The organism is Pseudomonas sp. TNT2022 ID642, assembly GCF_028656995.1.
GTDB lineage: Bacteria > Pseudomonadota > Gammaproteobacteria > Pseudomonadales > Pseudomonadaceae > Aquipseudomonas.
On record NZ_JAMDGW010000002.1, the window covers coordinates 21855 to 39372 of the forward strand.

At 59.6% G+C, this 17518-nt stretch carries 21 protein-coding genes; 11 read left to right on the top strand and 10 right to left on the bottom strand.

Features of this window, described 5'->3' with window-relative positions:
* Positions 1-123 precede the first annotated feature (123 nt).
* Positions 124-567 (bottom strand): PilZ domain-containing protein, encoded by a 444-nt coding sequence (locus M5G26_RS03525; protein WP_273914457.1) that lies wholly within the window; start codon positions 565-567, stop codon positions 124-126.
* Between M5G26_RS03525 and M5G26_RS03530 the strand changes: the two genes are divergently transcribed.
* The 5 genes from M5G26_RS03530 to cysB all read left to right on the top strand — a co-directional run bounded on the left by M5G26_RS03530 (position 566) and on the right by cysB (position 4522).
* Positions 566-952: a thioredoxin family protein gene (locus M5G26_RS03530; RefSeq protein WP_273914458.1), complete on the top strand. Its 387-nt coding sequence runs from the start codon at positions 566-568 to the stop codon at positions 950-952. The genes M5G26_RS03525 and M5G26_RS03530 overlap by 2 nt on opposite strands.
* Complete coding sequence (locus M5G26_RS03535) at positions 949-1905, top strand: putative 2-dehydropantoate 2-reductase (RefSeq protein ID WP_273914459.1); 957 nt, start codon at positions 949-951, stop codon at positions 1903-1905. The genes M5G26_RS03530 and M5G26_RS03535 overlap by 4 nt, the downstream gene beginning before the upstream one ends.
* A gap of 22 nt (positions 1906-1927) precedes the next feature.
* On the top strand, positions 1928-2833 hold the full coding sequence (locus M5G26_RS03540) for a 5'-nucleotidase (RefSeq protein WP_038364294.1): 906 nt from the start codon (positions 1928-1930) through the stop codon (positions 2831-2833).
* A 97-nt stretch (positions 2834-2930) separates the two neighbouring features.
* On the top strand, positions 2931-3434 hold the full coding sequence (locus M5G26_RS03545; RefSeq protein ID WP_273914460.1) for a universal stress protein: 504 nt from the start codon (positions 2931-2933) through the stop codon (positions 3432-3434).
* 113 nt (positions 3435-3547) lie between these two features.
* Positions 3548-4522 carry an HTH-type transcriptional regulator CysB gene (gene cysB / locus M5G26_RS03550; protein WP_007908591.1) on the top strand — a complete coding sequence of 325 codons (975 nt, stop codon included), beginning with the start codon at positions 3548-3550 and terminating at the stop codon, positions 4520-4522.
* A 9-nt stretch (positions 4523-4531) separates the two neighbouring features.
* On the opposite strand, the gene M5G26_RS03555 is transcribed toward cysB, so the two are convergent.
* Positions 4532-5014: a GreA/GreB family elongation factor gene (locus M5G26_RS03555; RefSeq protein WP_273914461.1), complete on the bottom strand. Its 483-nt coding sequence runs from the start codon at positions 5012-5014 to the stop codon at positions 4532-4534.
* A gap of 2 nt (positions 5015-5016) precedes the next feature.
* Positions 5017-5424 carry a hypothetical protein gene (locus M5G26_RS03560; RefSeq protein WP_273914462.1) on the bottom strand — a complete coding sequence of 136 codons (408 nt, stop codon included), beginning with the start codon at positions 5422-5424 and terminating at the stop codon, positions 5017-5019.
* A gap of 124 nt (positions 5425-5548) precedes the next feature.
* On the opposite strand from M5G26_RS03560, the gene earP reads away from it, so the two are divergent.
* Both earP and M5G26_RS03570 read left to right on the top strand, forming a co-directional pair.
* Entirely contained in the window at positions 5549-6691 is a 1143-nt protein-coding gene (gene earP / locus M5G26_RS03565) for an elongation factor P maturation arginine rhamnosyltransferase EarP (protein WP_273914463.1), read from the top strand.
* A 48-nt stretch (positions 6692-6739) separates the two neighbouring features.
* Positions 6740-7309 carry an elongation factor P gene (locus M5G26_RS03570; protein ID WP_007908599.1) on the top strand — a complete coding sequence of 190 codons (570 nt, stop codon included), beginning with the start codon at positions 6740-6742 and terminating at the stop codon, positions 7307-7309.
* Positions 7310-7492: 183 nt separating this feature from the next.
* Here the strand turns inward: M5G26_RS03570 and M5G26_RS03575 are convergent, their stop codons facing one another.
* From M5G26_RS03575 to M5G26_RS03590, 4 genes are all read right to left on the bottom strand, one after another.
* The gene (locus M5G26_RS03575; protein ID WP_038364283.1) at positions 7493-8503 is read right to left on the bottom strand and encodes an alpha/beta hydrolase; all 1011 of its coding nucleotides are present in this window, start codon (positions 8501-8503) and stop codon (positions 7493-7495) included.
* Between the two features lie 34 nt (positions 8504-8537).
* Positions 8538-8957, bottom strand: coding sequence for an organic hydroperoxide resistance protein (locus M5G26_RS03580; protein WP_150729589.1), 420 nt, complete (start codon positions 8955-8957; stop codon positions 8538-8540).
* 326 nt (positions 8958-9283) lie between these two features.
* On the bottom strand, positions 9284-9739 hold the full coding sequence (locus tag M5G26_RS03585) for a MarR family winged helix-turn-helix transcriptional regulator (RefSeq protein ID WP_273914464.1): 456 nt from the start codon (positions 9737-9739) through the stop codon (positions 9284-9286).
* A gap of 73 nt (positions 9740-9812) precedes the next feature.
* Entirely contained in the window at positions 9813-10769 is a 957-nt protein-coding gene (locus M5G26_RS03590) for a LysR family transcriptional regulator (protein ID WP_273914465.1), read from the bottom strand.
* A gap of 111 nt (positions 10770-10880) precedes the next feature.
* Between M5G26_RS03590 and M5G26_RS03595 the strand changes: the two genes are divergently transcribed.
* Positions 10881-11630, top strand: a complete 750-nt coding sequence (locus M5G26_RS03595; protein WP_175553567.1) for a sulfite exporter TauE/SafE family protein — start codon at positions 10881-10883, stop codon at positions 11628-11630.
* Here M5G26_RS03595 and M5G26_RS03600 read toward each other — a convergent pair.
* Entirely contained in the window at positions 11620-12474 is an 855-nt protein-coding gene (locus M5G26_RS03600) for a LysR substrate-binding domain-containing protein (RefSeq protein ID WP_171057278.1), read from the bottom strand. The genes M5G26_RS03595 and M5G26_RS03600 overlap by 11 nt on opposite strands.
* 97 nt (positions 12475-12571) lie before the next feature.
* Here M5G26_RS03600 and M5G26_RS03605 point away from each other — a divergent pair, with 97 nt between their 5' ends.
* Positions 12572-12787: a DUF1127 domain-containing protein gene (locus M5G26_RS03605; RefSeq protein WP_038364272.1), complete on the top strand. Its 216-nt coding sequence runs from the start codon at positions 12572-12574 to the stop codon at positions 12785-12787.
* Positions 12788-12851: 64 nt separating this feature from the next.
* Positions 12852-14072 (top strand): winged helix-turn-helix domain-containing protein, encoded by a 1221-nt coding sequence (locus M5G26_RS03610; RefSeq protein ID WP_273914466.1) that lies wholly within the window; start codon positions 12852-12854, stop codon positions 14070-14072.
* 102 nt (positions 14073-14174) lie between these two features.
* Here M5G26_RS03610 and M5G26_RS03615 read toward each other — a convergent pair whose 3' ends face one another.
* Positions 14175-15521, bottom strand: a complete 1347-nt coding sequence (locus M5G26_RS03615) for a class II 3-deoxy-7-phosphoheptulonate synthase (RefSeq protein ID WP_038364269.1) — start codon at positions 15519-15521, stop codon at positions 14175-14177.
* Positions 15522-15673: 152 nt separating this feature from the next.
* Here M5G26_RS03615 and M5G26_RS03620 point away from each other — a divergent pair, with 152 nt between their 5' ends.
* On the top strand, positions 15674-16429 hold the full coding sequence (locus M5G26_RS03620) for a spermidine synthase (RefSeq protein ID WP_150694193.1): 756 nt from the start codon (positions 15674-15676) through the stop codon (positions 16427-16429).
* Between the two features lie 132 nt (positions 16430-16561).
* On the opposite strand, the gene M5G26_RS03625 is transcribed toward M5G26_RS03620, so the two are convergent.
* Positions 16562-17353 (bottom strand): crotonase/enoyl-CoA hydratase family protein, encoded by a 792-nt coding sequence (locus tag M5G26_RS03625; protein WP_273914467.1) that lies wholly within the window; start codon positions 17351-17353, stop codon positions 16562-16564.
* Between the last annotated feature and the right edge of the window lie 165 nt (positions 17354-17518).

Consider the following 17518-nt stretch of genomic DNA (forward strand, 5'->3'; position numbering starts at 1 on the left):
TCGTCAGGTCACGGGTGCCGGCCGCCAGCGATCCCCGCGCGGCGGAGCACAGCAGATTTAAGCGCGTCGGGGAGCGGAACCTTAGCGCGTAAAGCGCCTGCTCGACAATGGGCAAAAGGTGCTTTAGTCCAGCGCTGGCTGCGCAAAAGCCTTGCGCACGCTGTCGTGGGAGAACTCGTCGGCGTGTTGCTCGACCCATTGCAGGGCCACCGCCTGAATTTCTTGCAGGTCATCGTGGGTGTCGTGCATGCGGCAGTAGCGCTCGATCTGACACACTTGCTCACCCATTCGCGCGCTGAACAGCGTCTGCTCATCGGTAAACGCGATGCCCACCAGATAGCCTTTTTTGCGTCGCAGGCACCACGCCACGTAGCCCGGGTAACAAATGTCGGCATTCACTGACGGCATGCGCACTTGCAGGGCCGTGCCATGGCGCCAGGCACGGTGGTAATTGCAAGCAATGCCGCCGAGGCTGATAGTGTGCAGCTGTTGCCTGGAAATACATTCAGGCTTGATCAAGGTTAATTCAACCGGCACCTCGTCCGGATGAGGTATGAAACGTCCCATGAGCACAGACTCCCTGTGTCGGTCATTTGACATTGTTTCCCCCAGTATAGTGGTCGAATCCGAACTGACCGATTTCGACGCCGACCGACGGCTGTTGGCGATGAGCGGCGTTTCCCTGGTGATTTTCACCAGCGTCGGCTGCGCCAGTTGCCGTTATGCCCGCGAGGTGTTGCCGGGGTTCGATCTGACAATCGATCAGTTGTGCTGGATCGATGCCGGCGACAACGGCGGGTTGGTCGAGCGCTATCAGGTCTTTCATTTGCCGGCGCTGTTTGTGGTGCGCGACGGTGAGTTCTTTGGGGCATTGCACACGCGCCTGACGGCCGATGCGCTGAACGCAGCGCTAGTGCAGGCACTGGGTCGAATTGCAGAGGAGTTGCCATGATGGCGGCAGTGAACAAGCCGGTGGTGGGGATTATCGGTACCGGCGCAATTGGTGGTTTCTACGGTGTGATGCTGGCACGTGCCGGTTTCGATGTGCACTTTCTGTTGCGCAGCGAGTTTTCGGCGGTGGCTGAGCGCGGTTTGCAAATCAACAGCGCGGTGCATGGCCAGCTGACGTTGCATCCGGCGCAGGCCTATTCGTCGGCCGAAGACATGCCCAAATGCGACTGGCTTTTGGTGGGGGCGAAAACCACCAGCAACGCCGGTCTCGCGCCTTCAATCATTCAAGCGGCCAAGCCGGATGCGAAAGTACTGGTGCTGCAAAACGGTCTCGACGTCGAAGACAGCTTGCGTGAACTGCTCCCCGAGACCCTGCATCTGCTGGGCGGCTTGTGCCTGATTTGCGTACACCGCGAAGGTCCGGGTCTGGTGACCCATCAGGCACTCGGCGCGGTCAACGTTGGCTATCACAGCGGCCCGGCCGTGGATGATGGCGCGCGCATGGCGATTGTCGAGGAGGGCAGCGGGTTGTTTCGCGCTGCCGGAATCGATTCCCAGGCAATGCCCAATCTGCAACAGGCGCGCTGGCAGAAACTGGTGTGGAATATTCCCTACAACGGACTCTCGGTGTTGCTCGGTGCAAGCACCACGCCGTTGATGGCCGATGCCGACAGCCGCGCGTTGATCCAGGCGTTGATGGCCGAAGTGGTGCAGGGCGCCAAGGCCTGCGGCTACGACGTGCCGCAGGGATACGCCGAGTATCTGTTCATGATGACCGAGAAAATGCCCGACTACTGGCCGAGCATGTACCACGACTTTTTACATAAACGACCGCTGGAGCTGGAAGCGATCTACGCTCGGCCATTGGCGGCAGCGAAAGCAGCGGGTTGTGAGTTGCCGCGCATCGAAGCGTTGTATCGCAATTTGAGTTTTATCGACCGGCGCAACATTTAAGCCGGTCGCTCTGGGGGAAGGCATGGCCAAAAACATCGATGACAAACTGGTGCTGGCGATTTCGTCGCGCGCCTTGTTCGACCTGAGCGAGAGCCACAAGGTCTATCTGTCGAGCGGCGTTGAAGCCTATCGGCAATATCAGATCGAGCACGAAGACGAAATTCTTGCGCCCGGCGATGCCTTCCCGCTGGTGGAAAAACTGTTGGCACTCAACAGTCGCCTCGGCCGAGCACGGGTCGAGGTGATTCTGGTCTCGCGCAACAGCGCCGACACTGGCCTGCGCGTATTCAACTCGATTCACCATTACGGTCTGGCGATTTCCCGTGCGGCGTTTGTCGGTGGGCGCAGTCCGTATCCGTATCTCAAAGCCTTTGGTTGTGACCTGTTTCTGTCGACCCATGCCGAAGATGTGCGCGCGGCGCTGGATGCCGGTTTCGCCGCTGCGACGATTCTTTCCGGCGGAGCGAGCCGTGCGGCCAGCGATGAATTGCGCATCGCCTTCGACGGCGATGCGGTGATCTTTTCCGATGAGTCGGAGCGCGTCTATCAGTCCGGCGGGCTGGAAGCGTTTCAGGCCAAGGAGCGCGAAGCCGCGCGCGAGCCGTTGCGTGGCGGGCCGTTCAAAGGCTTTCTGGCGGCGCTCAATCTGTTGCAGCGCGAGTTTCCCGATGACGATTGCCCGATCCGTACGGCACTGGTCACCGCACGTTCGGCGCCGGCCCATGAACGGGTGATCCGTACCTTGCGCGAGTGGGACATCCGTCTCGACGAATCACTGTTCCTCGGTGGCCTGACCAAATCGGCGTTTCTCGAAGCGTTTGCCGCCGACGTGTTTTTCGACGATCAGGCCGGCCACTGCGAACTCGCCCGCGAAGTGGTCGCCACTGGCCACGTACCGCACGGCATCAGCAACGAACCGCCGGTCTAAAGCCCTTTGGTTCAAGACGTTGCGTCGCACGTCGTAGTCGCCAAGGCACTGCTAAGCTGAATCAAATCTCCGCCATGTTGGCACGCGAGGAGGTCATATGATTCGTTCGATGCTGTATGCCACTGACCTCGGTCTTTACGCACCGTTAGTGATGCAGCATGCCCTGGCATTGGCGCGAACGTTCAATGCCGATCTGTACGTGGTGCACGCGGTGGAGCCGATGGGGCTGTTTGCCGAATCGGTATTGCAGAGCTATCTCGACGAGCAGGCATTGAACGAATTTCACAGCCAGGGTCTGAAAACTGTCATCGCCAATATCGAGCAGCGGGTGCTGGAAAGCTTTCGTGAAGAACTCGGGGATGAAGGCGAGCAGGATCTGCTGCGCATTCGCGCCGTGCGCGTGCTGCAGGGCGATCCGTCGCAGGTGATTCTCGACCAGGTGCAGAAACTCTCGGTCGATTTGCTGATCGTAGGCAGTCACAGCCACGGGGTCGGTGCGGAAACGCCGTTGGGGCGCACGGCGGCGCGGGTCCTGCAATTGGCCAAAGTACCGGTTTACATGGTGCCGCTGGTGGAGCGGAGGCGGCGGGGAGATCGCTGAAGCACGAATAATGGCGCTTTGATAAAAAAGTTCTAGATTTATTATTCAAACCATTAATATAGTTATATACCGTCGCTGATGCCCGTGGCGTCTACCTGCTTTGAGGGATTCATATGAAGCTTCAACAATTGCGCTACATCTGGGAAGTGGCGCACCACGACCTCAACGTTTCCGCTACGGCCCAAAGCCTCTACACCTCGCAACCGGGCATCAGTAAGCAAATTCGCCTGTTGGAAGATGAACTCGGCGTTGAAGTATTTGCCCGCAGCGGCAAGCACCTGACCCGCGTGACCCCGGCCGGCGAGCGCATCATCACCACCGCCGGTGAGATCCTGCGCAAGGTCGAAAGCATCAAGCAGATCGCCCAGGAATTCTCCAACGAGAAAAAAGGCACCCTGTCGATCGCCACCACCCACACCCAGGCACGTTATGCACTGCCGCCGGTGATCAGCAATTTCATCAAGCAATACCCGGACGTGGCGCTGCACATGCACCAGGGTTCGCCGATGCAGATCGCCGAAATGGCCGCTGATGGCACTGTGGATTTTGCCATTGCCACCGAAGCGCTGGAGCTGTTCGGCGATCTGGTGATGATGCCGTGCTATCGCTGGAACCGTTGCGTGGTCGTGCCGCAGGGCCACCCGCTGACCAAGTTGCCGAAGCTGACCCTGGAAGCCCTGGCCGAATACCCGATCGTGACTTACGTATTCGGTTTCACCGGCCGTTCCAAGCTCGACGAAGCCTTTAGCCATCGCGGCCTGACGCCGAAAGTGGTGTTCACCGCCGCCGACGCCGACGTGATCAAGACTTACGTGCGCCTGGGTCTGGGTGTGGGCATCGTCGCTAAAATGGCGGTCGACACCAAACTCGACAACGATTTGGTGGTGCTGGATGCCAGCGAACTGTTCGAATCGAGCATCACCAAGATCGGTTTCCGTCGCGGCACTTTCCTGCGTGGTTTCATGTGCGACTTCATCGAGAAGTTCGCCCCGCACCTGACCCGCGAAGTCATGGCCAAAGCCATTCAGTGCCACAACAAGCAGGAACTGGAAGAATTGTTCGACGGCGTCGAACTGCCGGTTCACTGATCAATTGCCTTAAAGCACCTCGGTGACAGCGAACTGTTGCCGGGTGCCCGCCACCAGAATCTCCACCTCATCCCCTTCGAACTTGCCCAGCAGGCTTTTGCCCAGCGGCGAGCGCGGGGTGATGACGGTAATCGGCTGACCCACCACATCGACTTTCAGGCCTGCCGCATCGGGTGCCAGAAACAGCCATTGCTCGCGACCCTTTGCGTCTTCCAGACCGAGCAGGGCGCCGACTTCGATGCCACGGTTTTCGTCATAGGCGCGCAGGGTCAGGTTCTGGCACAGCGCCAGTGACTGGCGGATTTCCTCGACCCGTTTCGCCTGACCCGCCGCCAGATACGACGCCTCAAGCCCCAGAGTGTCGTACTTGTTTTCGGCGATGTTCTCTTCGTGAGTCGCGGTTTCGTAAGCGGTTTGTGCGGCGTGCTCGGCGATGTCGAGGTCGATGCGCAATTTGTCGAGAATCAGTTGGTGGACGGCGTGCTTGTTCATGATCAATCGCAGAACTGCAAAACGTTGGCGCGGGATTTTTCGCTTGGAGCCGTCTGATCCTGTTGCAGCCAGAACTGGCACTTCGGATTTGACTGATTGCGAATACTGCTGCGGGCCTGATCCATGCGCACTTGCTGCTCGTTCTTGCGCAGATTTTCTTCGTACTGTTGGAACAGCGGGCTCTGCGGCGCAATATCCGGCTGCACCTGCACCGCCGGTGGATTAGCCAACTGCTGCACAGCCTGGGCAACCGGTGCCAGTTGTTCTTTGAACAGCAAATGCGACAGCAGCCAGCAGGTCAGCGCAATGGCGACGAAGCCCAGCCACATGCCCAAGGCAATACTGCCGGTCAAATGCAGCGCGCTAAGCTGAACAGGCAACGGGCGACGCGGGTTGGGACGGTAGGGCATGGCTGCCTCCTGGCGGGTGATTGCGGGCAAGTGGCGATTGTCGCACGAAGATTAATCGCCGTCGGCTCTTCTGCGCGACGTCATTTATGCGGACAATCGCTGCTTTTGCCAACGGGAGTCTTGAATGCCGCAATTGAAACCCCGCTGGGATATTTTCTGCACGGTGGTCGACAACTTTGGCGACATCGGCGTGACCTGGCGTCTGGCTCGGCAATTGGTGGCTGAGCATGGTTTGGCGGTGCGCTTGTGGGTCGATGATCTGCGCGCATTCGAACGCATTTGCCCGGCGATCGATATCAACGCCGCACAGCAATCGCAACAAGGCGTCGAAGTGCGGCACTGGCCGGCTGACTGGGTGCACACAGATGCGGCGGATGTGGTGATCGCCGCGTTTGCCTGTCAGTTACCGAGTGATTACATGGACGCGATGGCTGGGCGTGAACAGCCGCCGCTGTGGATGAACCTCGACTACCTCAGCGCCGAAGACTGGGTGATCGGCTGTCACGGGTTGCCGTCGGTCAAATACAAATCGGTGCAGAAGTTCTTCTTCTTTCCGGGGTTCCAGCCGGGCACTGGCGGGCTGTTGCGTGAGCGAGGATTGCTCGAGCAGCGTCGGCAATTTCAGCAGGATGCCGAGGCTCAGCGCCAATTCCTCCAAGGCCTCGGGATCGATCGTGCGCCTGGCGCCCAGCTGATTTCGCTGTTTGCCTACGAGAACGCCGGGTTGGCCAGTTGGCTGGACGTTTTGGCGGCGGACGCTGCACCGACTCATCTGCTGGTGCCGGAAGGGCGGATTCTTGGCGATGTGGCGCGCTGGCTCGAGGTGGAAAACCTGGCGGCAGGTGCGATTCATGTGCGTCAGTCGCTCACCGTGCAGGTGCTGCCGTTCGTCCGACAGGATCAATATGATCACTTGCTCTGGTGCTGCGATTTCAACGCGGTGCGCGGTGAGGATTCGTTTGTCCGGGCGCAGTGGGCGGGGCGGCCGATGCTCTGGCACATCTATCAGCAGGACGAAGACATCCATCTGGACAAGCTCGATGCCTTCCTCGCGCTTTACACAAAAGGCCTGTCTCCGGCTGCTGCCGAGGCGATGAACGGTCTGTGGCGGGCCTGGAGCGCCGGTCAGCCCATCGGCGAATACTGGCTCGCCGCCCGTAATCATTGGCCAGAACTGCAGGAAAACGCCGAAGCGTGGTGTCTGGAACAAGGCTTGCAGGCCGATCTTGCCGCAGCGCTGGTACAGTTTTACCTAAATTGGATATGATACGCGGCCTAGATTTTTGTAAATCCCATCCAAATTCGGATATTCGCAATGAAAACTGGTAAAGAACTGAAACCCGGTACCGTGATCCGTCTCGAGAACGATCCTTGGCTGGTTCAGAAAGCTGAATTCACCAAGTCGGGCCGTAACAGCGCGATCATGAAGACCAAGCTGAAAAACCTGCTGACCGGTTACAAGACCGAGATCGTTTACAGCGCTGACGACAAACTGGACGACGTAATCCTCGACCGCAAAGAAGCGACCCTGTCCTTCATCAGCGGCGACACCTACACGTTCATGGACACCACCGACTACACCATGTACGAGCTGAACGCTGAAGACATCGAAGCTGTTCTGCCTTTCGTTGAAGAAGGCATGACCGATGTTTGCGAAGCGATCTTCTTCGAAGAGCGTCTGGTTTCCGTAGAGCTGCCGACCACCATCGTGCGCGTAGTTGACTACACCGAAGGTTCGGCTCGCGGCGACACTTCCGGCAAAGTCATGAAGCCAGCCAAACTGGCTAACGGTACTGAGCTGCAGGTTGCTGACTTCATCGAAATCGGTGACAAGATCGAAATCGACACCCGCGAAGGCGGTTCCTACAAAGGCCGTGCTAAATAAGCATCGGTTTTTGCGGAAAGAAAAAGCCCGACCATTGAGTCGGGCTTTTTTGTGCCTGCGATTTGAGCTTCACGCAATTCCCTGTGGGAGCGAGCCTGCTCGCGAATGCATTCTGTCAGCCAGTACATAACCGGATGACACACCGCTTTCGCGAGCAGGCTCGCTCCCACAATGGGATTGTGGTTACTTCAAATGTTGCTTGAGTTCTTCAGATGCCTGCAGCATCGCCGAACGCACCGCCGGCACCTGGCTCACCACGTTAAGCAAGCCGTAATCGTGAATCATGCCGTTGTACCGCACCGACGTCACCGCTACACCGGCCTCGTCGAGTTTGCGCGCATACGCTTCACCCTCATCACGCAACACATCGGCGCCGGCGGTCTGCACCAGTGCGGGCGGCAGGCCCTTCAGTTGTGCCGTGGTGGCCCGCAACGGCGACGCGTAAATCTCGTTTCGCTGCTTGGCGTCGGTGGTGTAGTTGTCCCAGAACCACTTCATCATGTTGCGAGTGAGGAAGTGTCCTTCGGCGTACTGGTTGTAGGAACCGGTATCGAAATTGGCGTCCGTCACCGGCCACAGCAGCACCTGGAATTTGATCGCCGGAGTGCCTTTGTCTTTGGCCATCAGTGCAACCACAGCCGCCATGTTGCCGCCGACACTGTTGCCCGCCACAGCCAGACGCTTGCCGTCGACATTTATCTCTTTGCCGTGCTCGGCGACCCACTTCGTTGCGGCGTAGGCCTGGTTGATCGCCACCGGGTAATGCGCTTCCGGGGAAGGCGTGTAATTGACGAACACCGCCGCCGCTCCCGAACCGACCACCAGATCCCGCACCAGCCGCTCGTGCGTCGGGAAATCGCCCAGCACCCAGCCACCGCCGTGGAAGAACATGAACACTGGCAGCTCGCCCTTGACCCCGGCCGGCCGGACGATGGTCAGGCTCAACGGTTGGCCATCGACCTCGATGGTTTTCTCGCTGACGTCCGCTTTGGGCAGCGTCAACTTGACCCCGGACTGCGCGCCGACCAGCACGGCGCGGGCATCTTTGGGTGTCAGCTGTTCCATCGGTTTGCCGGTTCCGGCATTCAGCACATCGAGAAACGCCTGCGTGTTGTGTTCGACATCACCGGCGAAAGCGCTGTGGATGGACAGGGCGAGAAGGGTACCGGTCAAGACTTTGCTGAAAGTGTTCATGTTCATTTCCTGTTCGGGCCTGGGACGTCAGCAGTTAAACGGTGACGTGCAGACGCACATCGACGTTGCCACGGGTGGCGTTGGAGTACGGGCAGACCTGATGGGCCGCATCGACCAGCGCTTGTGCGTCGGCTTGTTCCAGACCGGGCAGGCTGATGTGCAGGTCGATGTCCAGACCGAAGCCACCAGGGATCTGGCCAATACCGACGTGGGCGGTGATCGCGGCGTCGTCAGGGATTTTGCGTTTGGTCTGGCTGGCGACAAATTTCAGTGCGCCGATGAAGCAGGCCGAGTAGCCGGCAGCGAACAGTTGCTCTGGGTTGGTCGCCGCGCCGCCGGCACCGCCGAGTTCTTTCGGGGTGGCGAGTTTGACGTCGAGGATGTTGTCGCTGGAGATCGCACGACCATCACGGCCGCCAGTGGAGGTTGCGATTGCGGTGTAGAGAGTTTGCATGGCGTGAGCCTCATTGGGTGTGTTTGAGTGCGCTAATTGTTTGCGCGCTAAGTAAGTGCGAGGTGAATGTATCGCGCGAATATATTGCGCGCAAGATAAATTTATAAAAAAGCTGTACTTCCACGAAGAGGCGGGTATGAGAGGGTGGCTGTAAGGCTTGAGTTAGAGGGGATTGCGCGGTAGATCGGGTGGTGAAAATATTTTGCTGTCGATGAAATCAATGTGGGAGCGAGCCTGCTCGCGAATGCGCTGTATCAGTCACCATTCATATCGACTGACACTACGCATTCGCGAGCAGGCTCGCTCCCACAGGGACTGTGTGGAGGTCAGATCAGGCTTTCTTGCAAGTGACTGCGTAGCGCCTGCAACTCTGATTGCAGCTTCTGCAGGCGTTCCAGGGTGAAGCCGCTGGCGCCGAGAATGCATTGCGGAATGGTCTGTGCCTTGTCGCGCAGCGCACGGCCTTGTTCGGTCAATTCAACAATCACCACCCGCTCATCCTCACGACTGCGCGTACGGCTGAGCAAGCCTTCGCCTTCCAGGCGTTTGAGCAGCGGGGTCAGCGAGCCGGGATCGGTCAGCAGCCGCGCGCTGATTTCTCCCACGGTCAAACCATCCTTCTCCCACAGCACCATCATCGCCAGATACTGCGGATAGGTCAGGTTCAAGGCTTGCAGCAGCGGCTTGTAGACCTTGGTCATCATCAGCGAAGTGGAATGCAGAGCGAAGCAGGCCTGGTTGTCCAGCAGCAGGTCGTCGCAGGTGTCGCGTTCGGAAGTCATTTCAAAAGCCTTAATCGGTAATGGACATGAATCTAGCGCTCGAATCTTTAATGCGCCAGATAATTTTCCGGCGCTAGTGCCGTCCCAGATCTCGCTGTAACGCCAGATCCCATGGCGGCACCGGACTGAAACGGGTTTTGAGATATTCAAGCAACAAGCGGCTGCGCGAGTTGGTGTGTTGTTCCATGCGCAGCGCGTAGATGCCGGTCGACTCCGGTGCCGGCAGACCGTTTTCGCAGAACAGCGGCAGCAATTCGCCGCGCAACAAGTATTCGCTGGCCAGCCAGGTCGGCAGATGCGCGATGCCCAAGCCCGCCAGAGCACCGCAGACCAGGGCCTCGGCATTGTTGGCGCTCATGCGGATCCGCGCCGGGCGGTGCAATTGCATCTGGCCGTCCTGTTCGAACCGCCAGGCGAAAGGCGGAGCGAGACCGTCCCAATCCAGACCATCGTGCTCGTTCAGTTGGGCTGGATTGATAGGCACGCCTCGGCGTTTGAGATAGTCGGGACTGGCGCAGGCAATGCGCACCATACTCGCCAATGGCGTGGCCACCAGACGGGTATCAGCCATCTGCCCGGCACGCAGCACCAGATCGACTTTGCCCAGATTCGCGCCGCTCATGTCGACGAAGCTGTCGATCAAGTGCAGTTGCACATCCAGGCCCGGATACAGAACGAGAAAGTCAGCGATTACCGGCGCCAGATGCCGTCGCCCGAACGCTGCCGGTGCATCGATGCGAATCAAACCTTCCGGCGCACTGCTCAAAGACACCGCCTCCGCGCGGGCCAGTTGCAACTCGGCAACAATTCGCCGCGCCCGCTCGGCAAACGCCAGGCCCGCCGGCGTTGCGCGCACGGCATGCGTACTGCGGACAAACAACTGACTGCCGATGGCGCTTTCGAGGTTGTCGATCCGTCGGGCGACAGCCGAAGGTGTCAGCGGATGGCGGCGCGAAGCAGCAGAAAAACTGCCACTTTCCAGCACGTCGAGAAACAGTCCGAGTTGATCGGTCAATTGATTGGGATTCATGGTGAGCTTCACGCTTGTGCGAAATCGGCATAGCCATTGTGCGTTGCTGTGCGTTTCCCCGCCAGCCACGACTGCGTAGGATGAATCGCCTGACGTAAGAGGAGTTCGGCTGTGATGGAGTTTTTGTTGTACCTGCTGTTCGGCGCCGCGCTTGGCACCCTTGGCGGCATTTTCGGCATCGGCGGCGGTTTGATCGCCATTCCGTTGCTTGGCGTGTGGTTTGGCCTCGACCAGCAGATCGCCCAAGGCACGGCGCTGGTCATGGTTGTACCCAATGTGATGCTGGCGCTGTGGCGTTATCACCAGCGCAATCGCATTGAGCTGCGGCACGCGCTGCCCTTGGCGGTAATGGGTTTCTGCTTTGCGTGGATCGGTTCGATCTGGGCGGTGGGCATCGATGCGCAAACCATGCGCATCGGCTTTGTGGCCTTCCTCGTGGTGCTCTCGGCGTACAACTTGCTGAAGATGTTCGGCAAGCAACCCGCTGCGACTTCTGAGATGCGCTATTCCTGGCCGTGGCTCGGCGTACTCGGCGCGGCGTCCGGAACCATGGGCGGTTTGTTCGGTGTCGGTGGCGCAGTGGTGGCAACGCCGGTGCTGACCAGCCTGTTCGGCACCACGCAGGTCGTCGCTCAAGGTCTGTCGCTGGCGCTGGCGCTGCCAAGCACCGGCGTGACCCTGGTGACTTATGCGGTGCACCACGAAGTGGACTGGATGATCGGTCTGCCGCTGGCCATCGGCGGTCTGGCGAGCATCAGTTGGGGGGTGAAAGTCGCCCACGCCATGCCGGAAAAACTCCTGCGCGGGCTGTTCTGCGGTTTTCTGGTGCTGTGTGCGGTGATGCTCGCGTTTAAGGTTTAAAACCTTCGACGATGTGCTCGGCCAGACACTCGGTGATCGGCGACGGATTGTTCAGGTTGCGGATCAGCATGATGCTGGCCTCGGGCAACAAGGGCAGATCTTCGGCGGCACCGAGAATGCGCATGTCCGGGGTGATCAGGCTTTCCAGCTGTGCGGTGATCGCCAGACCCGCGCTGACCACCGCCATCAACGCCGAGAGGCTGGTGCTGTTGTAAGCGATACGGTATTCGCGGCCCATCGCATCGAGCGCATTACACGCCCACAAACGGCAGAAACAATCGCTGTTGAACATCGCCAAGGGCAGCGGCGTCTGTTCGTGGGCGCTGAAATTCTGCGCCTCGGCCCAGACGAAACGCTCCTTGCGCAGCAACTGGCCGATTTCGTTGCCCGGTTCGCGGGTAACGATCGACAGGTCCAGATCAGTGCGTTGCAGCAGTTGCTTGGTCGACTCGCAATGCACTTCGATCTGGATCAACGGATAGAACTGCGCAAATCGCGACAGAATCCCCGGCAGAAAACGCATCACGTAATCATCCGGCGTGCCGATGCGCACCGTGCCGACCATGTGTGGCTCGCGCAAGGTGTTGAACACTTCACTGTGCAACTTGAGGATGCGCCGCGCGTAACCGAGCAGCACCTGGCCTTCAGCGGTGAGGCGCACCTGACGGCCATCACGCTCAAACAACTGCCGCTGCAACACGTCTTCTTCCAGACGCTTCATCTGCATGCTCACCGCCGATTGCGTGCGGTTGACCATTTCGCCGGCGCGGGTGAAGCCGCCCTGATCGGCAATCGCGACAAAGGTGCGCAGGACATCGGTATCGATACTGGGGTAGGCCGACAATTGATGAATCTCCGTGATGCATGCCATCAGAAACATTCGTTGGATTGATCGTAGCGCGGAGAAGAGACTGGAGCTATCCCACAAGGAGGGCGATGCGATGAAAGGTCAAAAAGTCTATGTAAGCGATGAAAAGTTTTCGGTCCATCTCGTTTCCGACCTGCTGCACAAGTTTAGCCGCTGGTACGAATTGCACCGTGAACGCGAGTTGCTCGCCAGTCTCAGCGACGAAGCGTTGAAGGACATCGGGGTCAGTCGTGCCGACGTTGAACACGAAGCCGTGCGGCCGTTCTGGGATGACCCGATGCATAAATGATGAACCCGGTGCTACACAAATCCTCTTCCGGTGAGGTAGGTTGCGAGCAGACAAGGAGATGCTCATGCCCGCGACTCTGGCCTTTTCCCTCAAACAGGCGCGACGACTGGCGCTGGCTGCCCAAGGCTTCAGCGGGCGCCAGCCGCCGACTGTCAAAGCCGCTCACGTCAACCGGCTGATCGAACGGCTGGGTCTGCTGCAAATCGACTCCGTCAATGCCGTGGTGCGCTCGCACTACCTGCCACTGTTTTCCCGTCTCGGTTCTTATTCCTCTGACTTGCTCGACCAGGCTGCCTGGAGTTCGGGGCGACGTCGTTCGTTGTTCGAATACTGGGGGCACGAAGCCTCTTTGCTGCCGCTGTCGATGTACCCGTTGATGGACTGGCGCATGCAGCGGGCCAGGCGTGGCGAGGATATTTATCAGCAACTCGCCAGATTCGGTCGTGAGCAGCAAGACGTTGTTCGCCGGGTTTTAAACTCGGTTGAAGAGCTGGGCGCGTTGGGTGCCGGCAGTCTGTCGACACGCGAAGACAAGGCCGGGCCGTGGTGGGACTGGAGCGCGGAAAAGCATGCGCTGGAATGGTTGTTTGCCGCCGGTGAAGTGACGGTAGCGGGGCGGCGTGGATTTGAGCGCTTATATGATTTGCCGGAGCGGGTGATTCCTTCTTCAATTCTGCAACAAGCATTGCCTGATGAGGCCGAGGCGCAACGTGGGTTGCTGTTGCACGCGGCACAGGCCTTGGGTGTCGGTACTGAAAAAGACCTTCGTGATTACTTTCGGCTGAACCCGGCCGATGCGCGTCCACGTCTGGCGGAGTTGGTCGAGGCCGGGCAATTGCAGCTGTGCGAAGTCGCCGGTTGGCGGCAAATCGCCTATTGCCTGCCGGAGCCAAAAGTCCCGCGCAAGGTCGTGGCCAGTGCGCTGCTGTCGCCGTTTGATTCGTTGATCTGGGAGCGCAGCCGCACTGAGCGCTTGTTCGACTTTCGTTATCGGCTGGAGATTTACACGCCGCAGGACAAACGGGTTTACGGCTATTACGTGTTGCCGTTTTTGCACAACGAGCGGATTGCCGCGCGGGTTGATCTGCGTGCCGAGCGGGCGGCGGGGCAGTTGGCGGTGCATGCGGTGCACGAGGAAGAGCCGGGGCTGGATGAGGAAGGGATGCTGGCGCTGGCTGCTAATCTGCGGCAGATGGCGGGCTGGTTGGGGCTTGATCGGGTGCAGCTCAATTGTCAGCGTGAGAGTGCGGCGCGGTTGCGGGTGGCATTGGCCCAACTGGACTGATCCCTGTAGGAGCTGCCGAAGGCTGCGATCTTTTGATCTCATAAAAAACAAGATCAAAAGATCGCAGCCTTCGGCAGCTCCTACAAGTTTGCGCGACGCGGTCTAGCGGCGAACCTGCTTCAGGGTTTCGGCAATCAAAAACGCCAACTCCAACGACTGATCAGCATTCATTCGCGGATCACAGTGCGTGTGATAGCGATCCGACAATCCGTCTTCAGTAATCGGCCGCGCACCACCGATGCACTCGGTGACGTTCTGCCCGGTCATCTCGATGTGAATGCCGCCGGCATAACTGCCTTCCGCTTCGTGCACCTGGAAGAACTGTTTCACCTCGCCGAGGATCTGCGCGAAGTCGCGGGTCTTGTAGCCGCTGCTGGCCTTGATGGTGTTGCCGTGCATCGGGTCGGAACTCCACAGCACTTGCTTGCCTTCACGCTGCACCGCGCGGATCAGCGCCGGCAGGTGATCGCCAACCTTGTTCGCACCCATCCGCGCAATCAGGTTCAGACGCCCCGGATCGTTGTCCGGGTTGAGCACATCAATCAGGCGGATCAGATCCTCCGGGTTCATGCTTGGGCCGACTTTCACGCCGATCGGGTTGTTCACGCCGCGGAGGAATTCGACATGCGCGCCGTCGAGCTGACGGGTGCGATCGCCGATCCACAGCATGTGCGCCGAGCAATCGTAGTAATCGTTGGTCAGGCTGTCGCGGCGCACGAAGGCTTCTTCGTAGTTCAGCAGCAACGCTTCGTGGGCGGTGAAGAAACTGGTTTCGCGCAGTTGCGGCGAGCTGTCCATGCCGCAGGCGCGCATGAACGCCAGGGTTTCATCGATGCGGTCGGCAAGGTGGCTGTACTTCTCGGCCAGCGCCGAATTGGCGATGAAGTCGAGGTTCCACTTGTGCACCTGATGCAGGTCGGCAAAACCGCCCTGGGCGAACGCGCGCAGCAGATTCAGCGTGGCGGTGGACTGGTGGTAGGACTGCAGCAGGCGTTCCGGATCCGGCACGCGGCTTTTCTCGTCGAAACCGATGCCGTTGACGATGTCGCCACGGTAGGCCGGCAGGGTCACGCCGTTGATGGTCTCGTCGTTGGCCGAACGCGGTTTGGCGAACTGACCGGCCATGCGCCCGACCTTGACCACTGGGCAACCGGCGGCGAAGGTCATGACGATCGCCATTTGCAGCAACACTTTAAAGGTGTCGCGAATTTTTGCCGCAGAGAACTCGGCGAAGCTTTCCGCACAATCGCCGCCCTGCAGCAGGAATGCCCGGCCCTGGGTGACTTCGGCAAACTGCCGGCGCAGTTCGCGCGCTTCACCGGCAAACACCAGCGGCGGATAACTGGCCAGGGTTTGCTCGACCTGGCGCAAGTGCGCGGCGTCGGGGTATTGCGGTTGTTGCTGGATCGGCAGGGCGCGCCAGCTGTCAGGGCTCCACGGTTGGCTCATCACGGTCTCTAATTGGTTCTACGCACGGAAGGCCATGTTAGCAGCAATTAGTGCGTGACCTGCTCCCGCCCCATCACCGACAATCGCCGCTTTGCCACGGCACCACAGCGGTGCCATCGCGTCACCGCGCCCGGTGACCATCAGGAGACGAAATGACTGAGGAGCGCGTCGAGCATCTGCTCGCCGAAGTACAGGATGAGTTCGGCGTGATTCGCGTGCTGGAAGTGGCCGATTACCGCTTTCTCGAATTCGGCGATGCGATTGAGCAGAGCTGCGTGTTCACTGCAGATCCGAGCTGGCTGGAATACGACTACACCCGGGCGATGCTGATTGGTGCGTTGTGCCATGAGCAGCCGGAGAGTGCGCTGTTTCTTGGGCTGGGTGCCGGTACGCTGACTCAGGCTTGCCTCAAGTTCCTGCCGCTGGAAGATGTCGAAGCCATTGAGCTGCGCCCTGATGTGCCGCGTCTGGCGATCGAATACCTTGGGCTGGATGATGATCCACGGCTATACATTCGCGTCGGCGACGCCATCGAACTGCTGCCGACTGCTGAGCCGGCGGATCTGATTTTTGTCGACCTGTATACCGATGTCGGACCGGGTGTTGGGCATCTGGCGTGGAGTTTCCTCGGTGACTGCCAGAAGCGTTTGAATCCGGGCGGCTGGCTGGTGATCAATCAGTGGGCCACCGATGATGGCAAGCCGTTGGGTGCGGCGTTGTTGCGTGGGCTCTATCACCGGCATTACTGGGAGCTGCCGGTGAAGGAGGGCAATGTGATTCTGATTGTGCCGGCGGATCTCGATCAGGTACTGGACATGCAGGCGCTGACCGCCCGGGCTGAAGCGCTGGCGCCGCGGTTGGGGTATTCGTTGCAGTCGTTGATCAACTGTATTCGCCCAGCCACCTGAGGCATCTGTGATGGCCCCTTCGCTGGCAAGCCAGCTCCCACAGGGTTCGTGCCGTACGCAAAATGTGTGAACGACTCGGTCACTGTGGGAGCTGGCTTGCCAGCGATGGCGCCCTGACAGGCGCCATAATTCTCAGATCCCCTTGAATATGCCAGGCCGCCGCTCCACCAGCGACCGCACTCCTTCCTTGGCATCCTCACTGGCCAGCAACTTTTTCACCAGTGCTGGCAACCCTTGCGCTGCCGCCGTCTCACCCTCATACCGCGCCTGCCGCGCCGACAGCAACGTCGCCTGCACCCCCAACGGCGCTTGCCGGGCAATCCGCTCAGCCAACTCAATCGCCCTCGGCAACAGGTCCTCACTGGCCATCACTTCCTGCACCAACCCCAGATGCAACGCCTCGTGCGCATCGAACTCATCGCCGGTCAGCAGCCAGCGCATCGCGTTGCCCCAACCGGCAATCTGCTGAAAACGTAAAGTCGCGCCGCCAAAAGGAAAGATCCCACGCTGCACTTCCATTTGCGCGAAGCGGGTATTGCTCGCGCACAGGTTGATATCCGCCGCCAGCATCAGCTCGATGCCAATGGTCAGGCAGTAACCCTGCGCGGCGACAATCACCGGTTTGCTCACCCGTGGTCCGACGAAAACACCCCAAGGGTCGCAACCACCGGTCGGAACCTGCCAGCCTTGGGCGAGGGCGGCGCTGGCATTGACCAGATCCAGACCAGCGGTAAAGTGCTCGCCATGGCCGAACACTACCGCTACCCGCGCTTCGCTATCGGCCTCGAACTCGCCATAGGCCAGGCTGAGTTCATTGAGCAGGTCGAGATCGAAAGCATTGCGCTTGGCCGCTCGATCCAGGCCAATCAGGTGAACGTGACCACGGCGTTCTTGGCTGACGCGGCCGGGGCAGGGCTGATTCATGGCGAAATCCTCGGGCGGGAAGGGCGGTGGCAGCGACGGTATGCCGCACGTCGATGAATCGTTTTAGCGTCATCGCCCGCAGGGCCGGGCCTTTGAAAAATAGACCTTGGCGCGATTATCCGCAAAACCCCGTTACACAGCGGTGACACAGGTATTTTGACGATA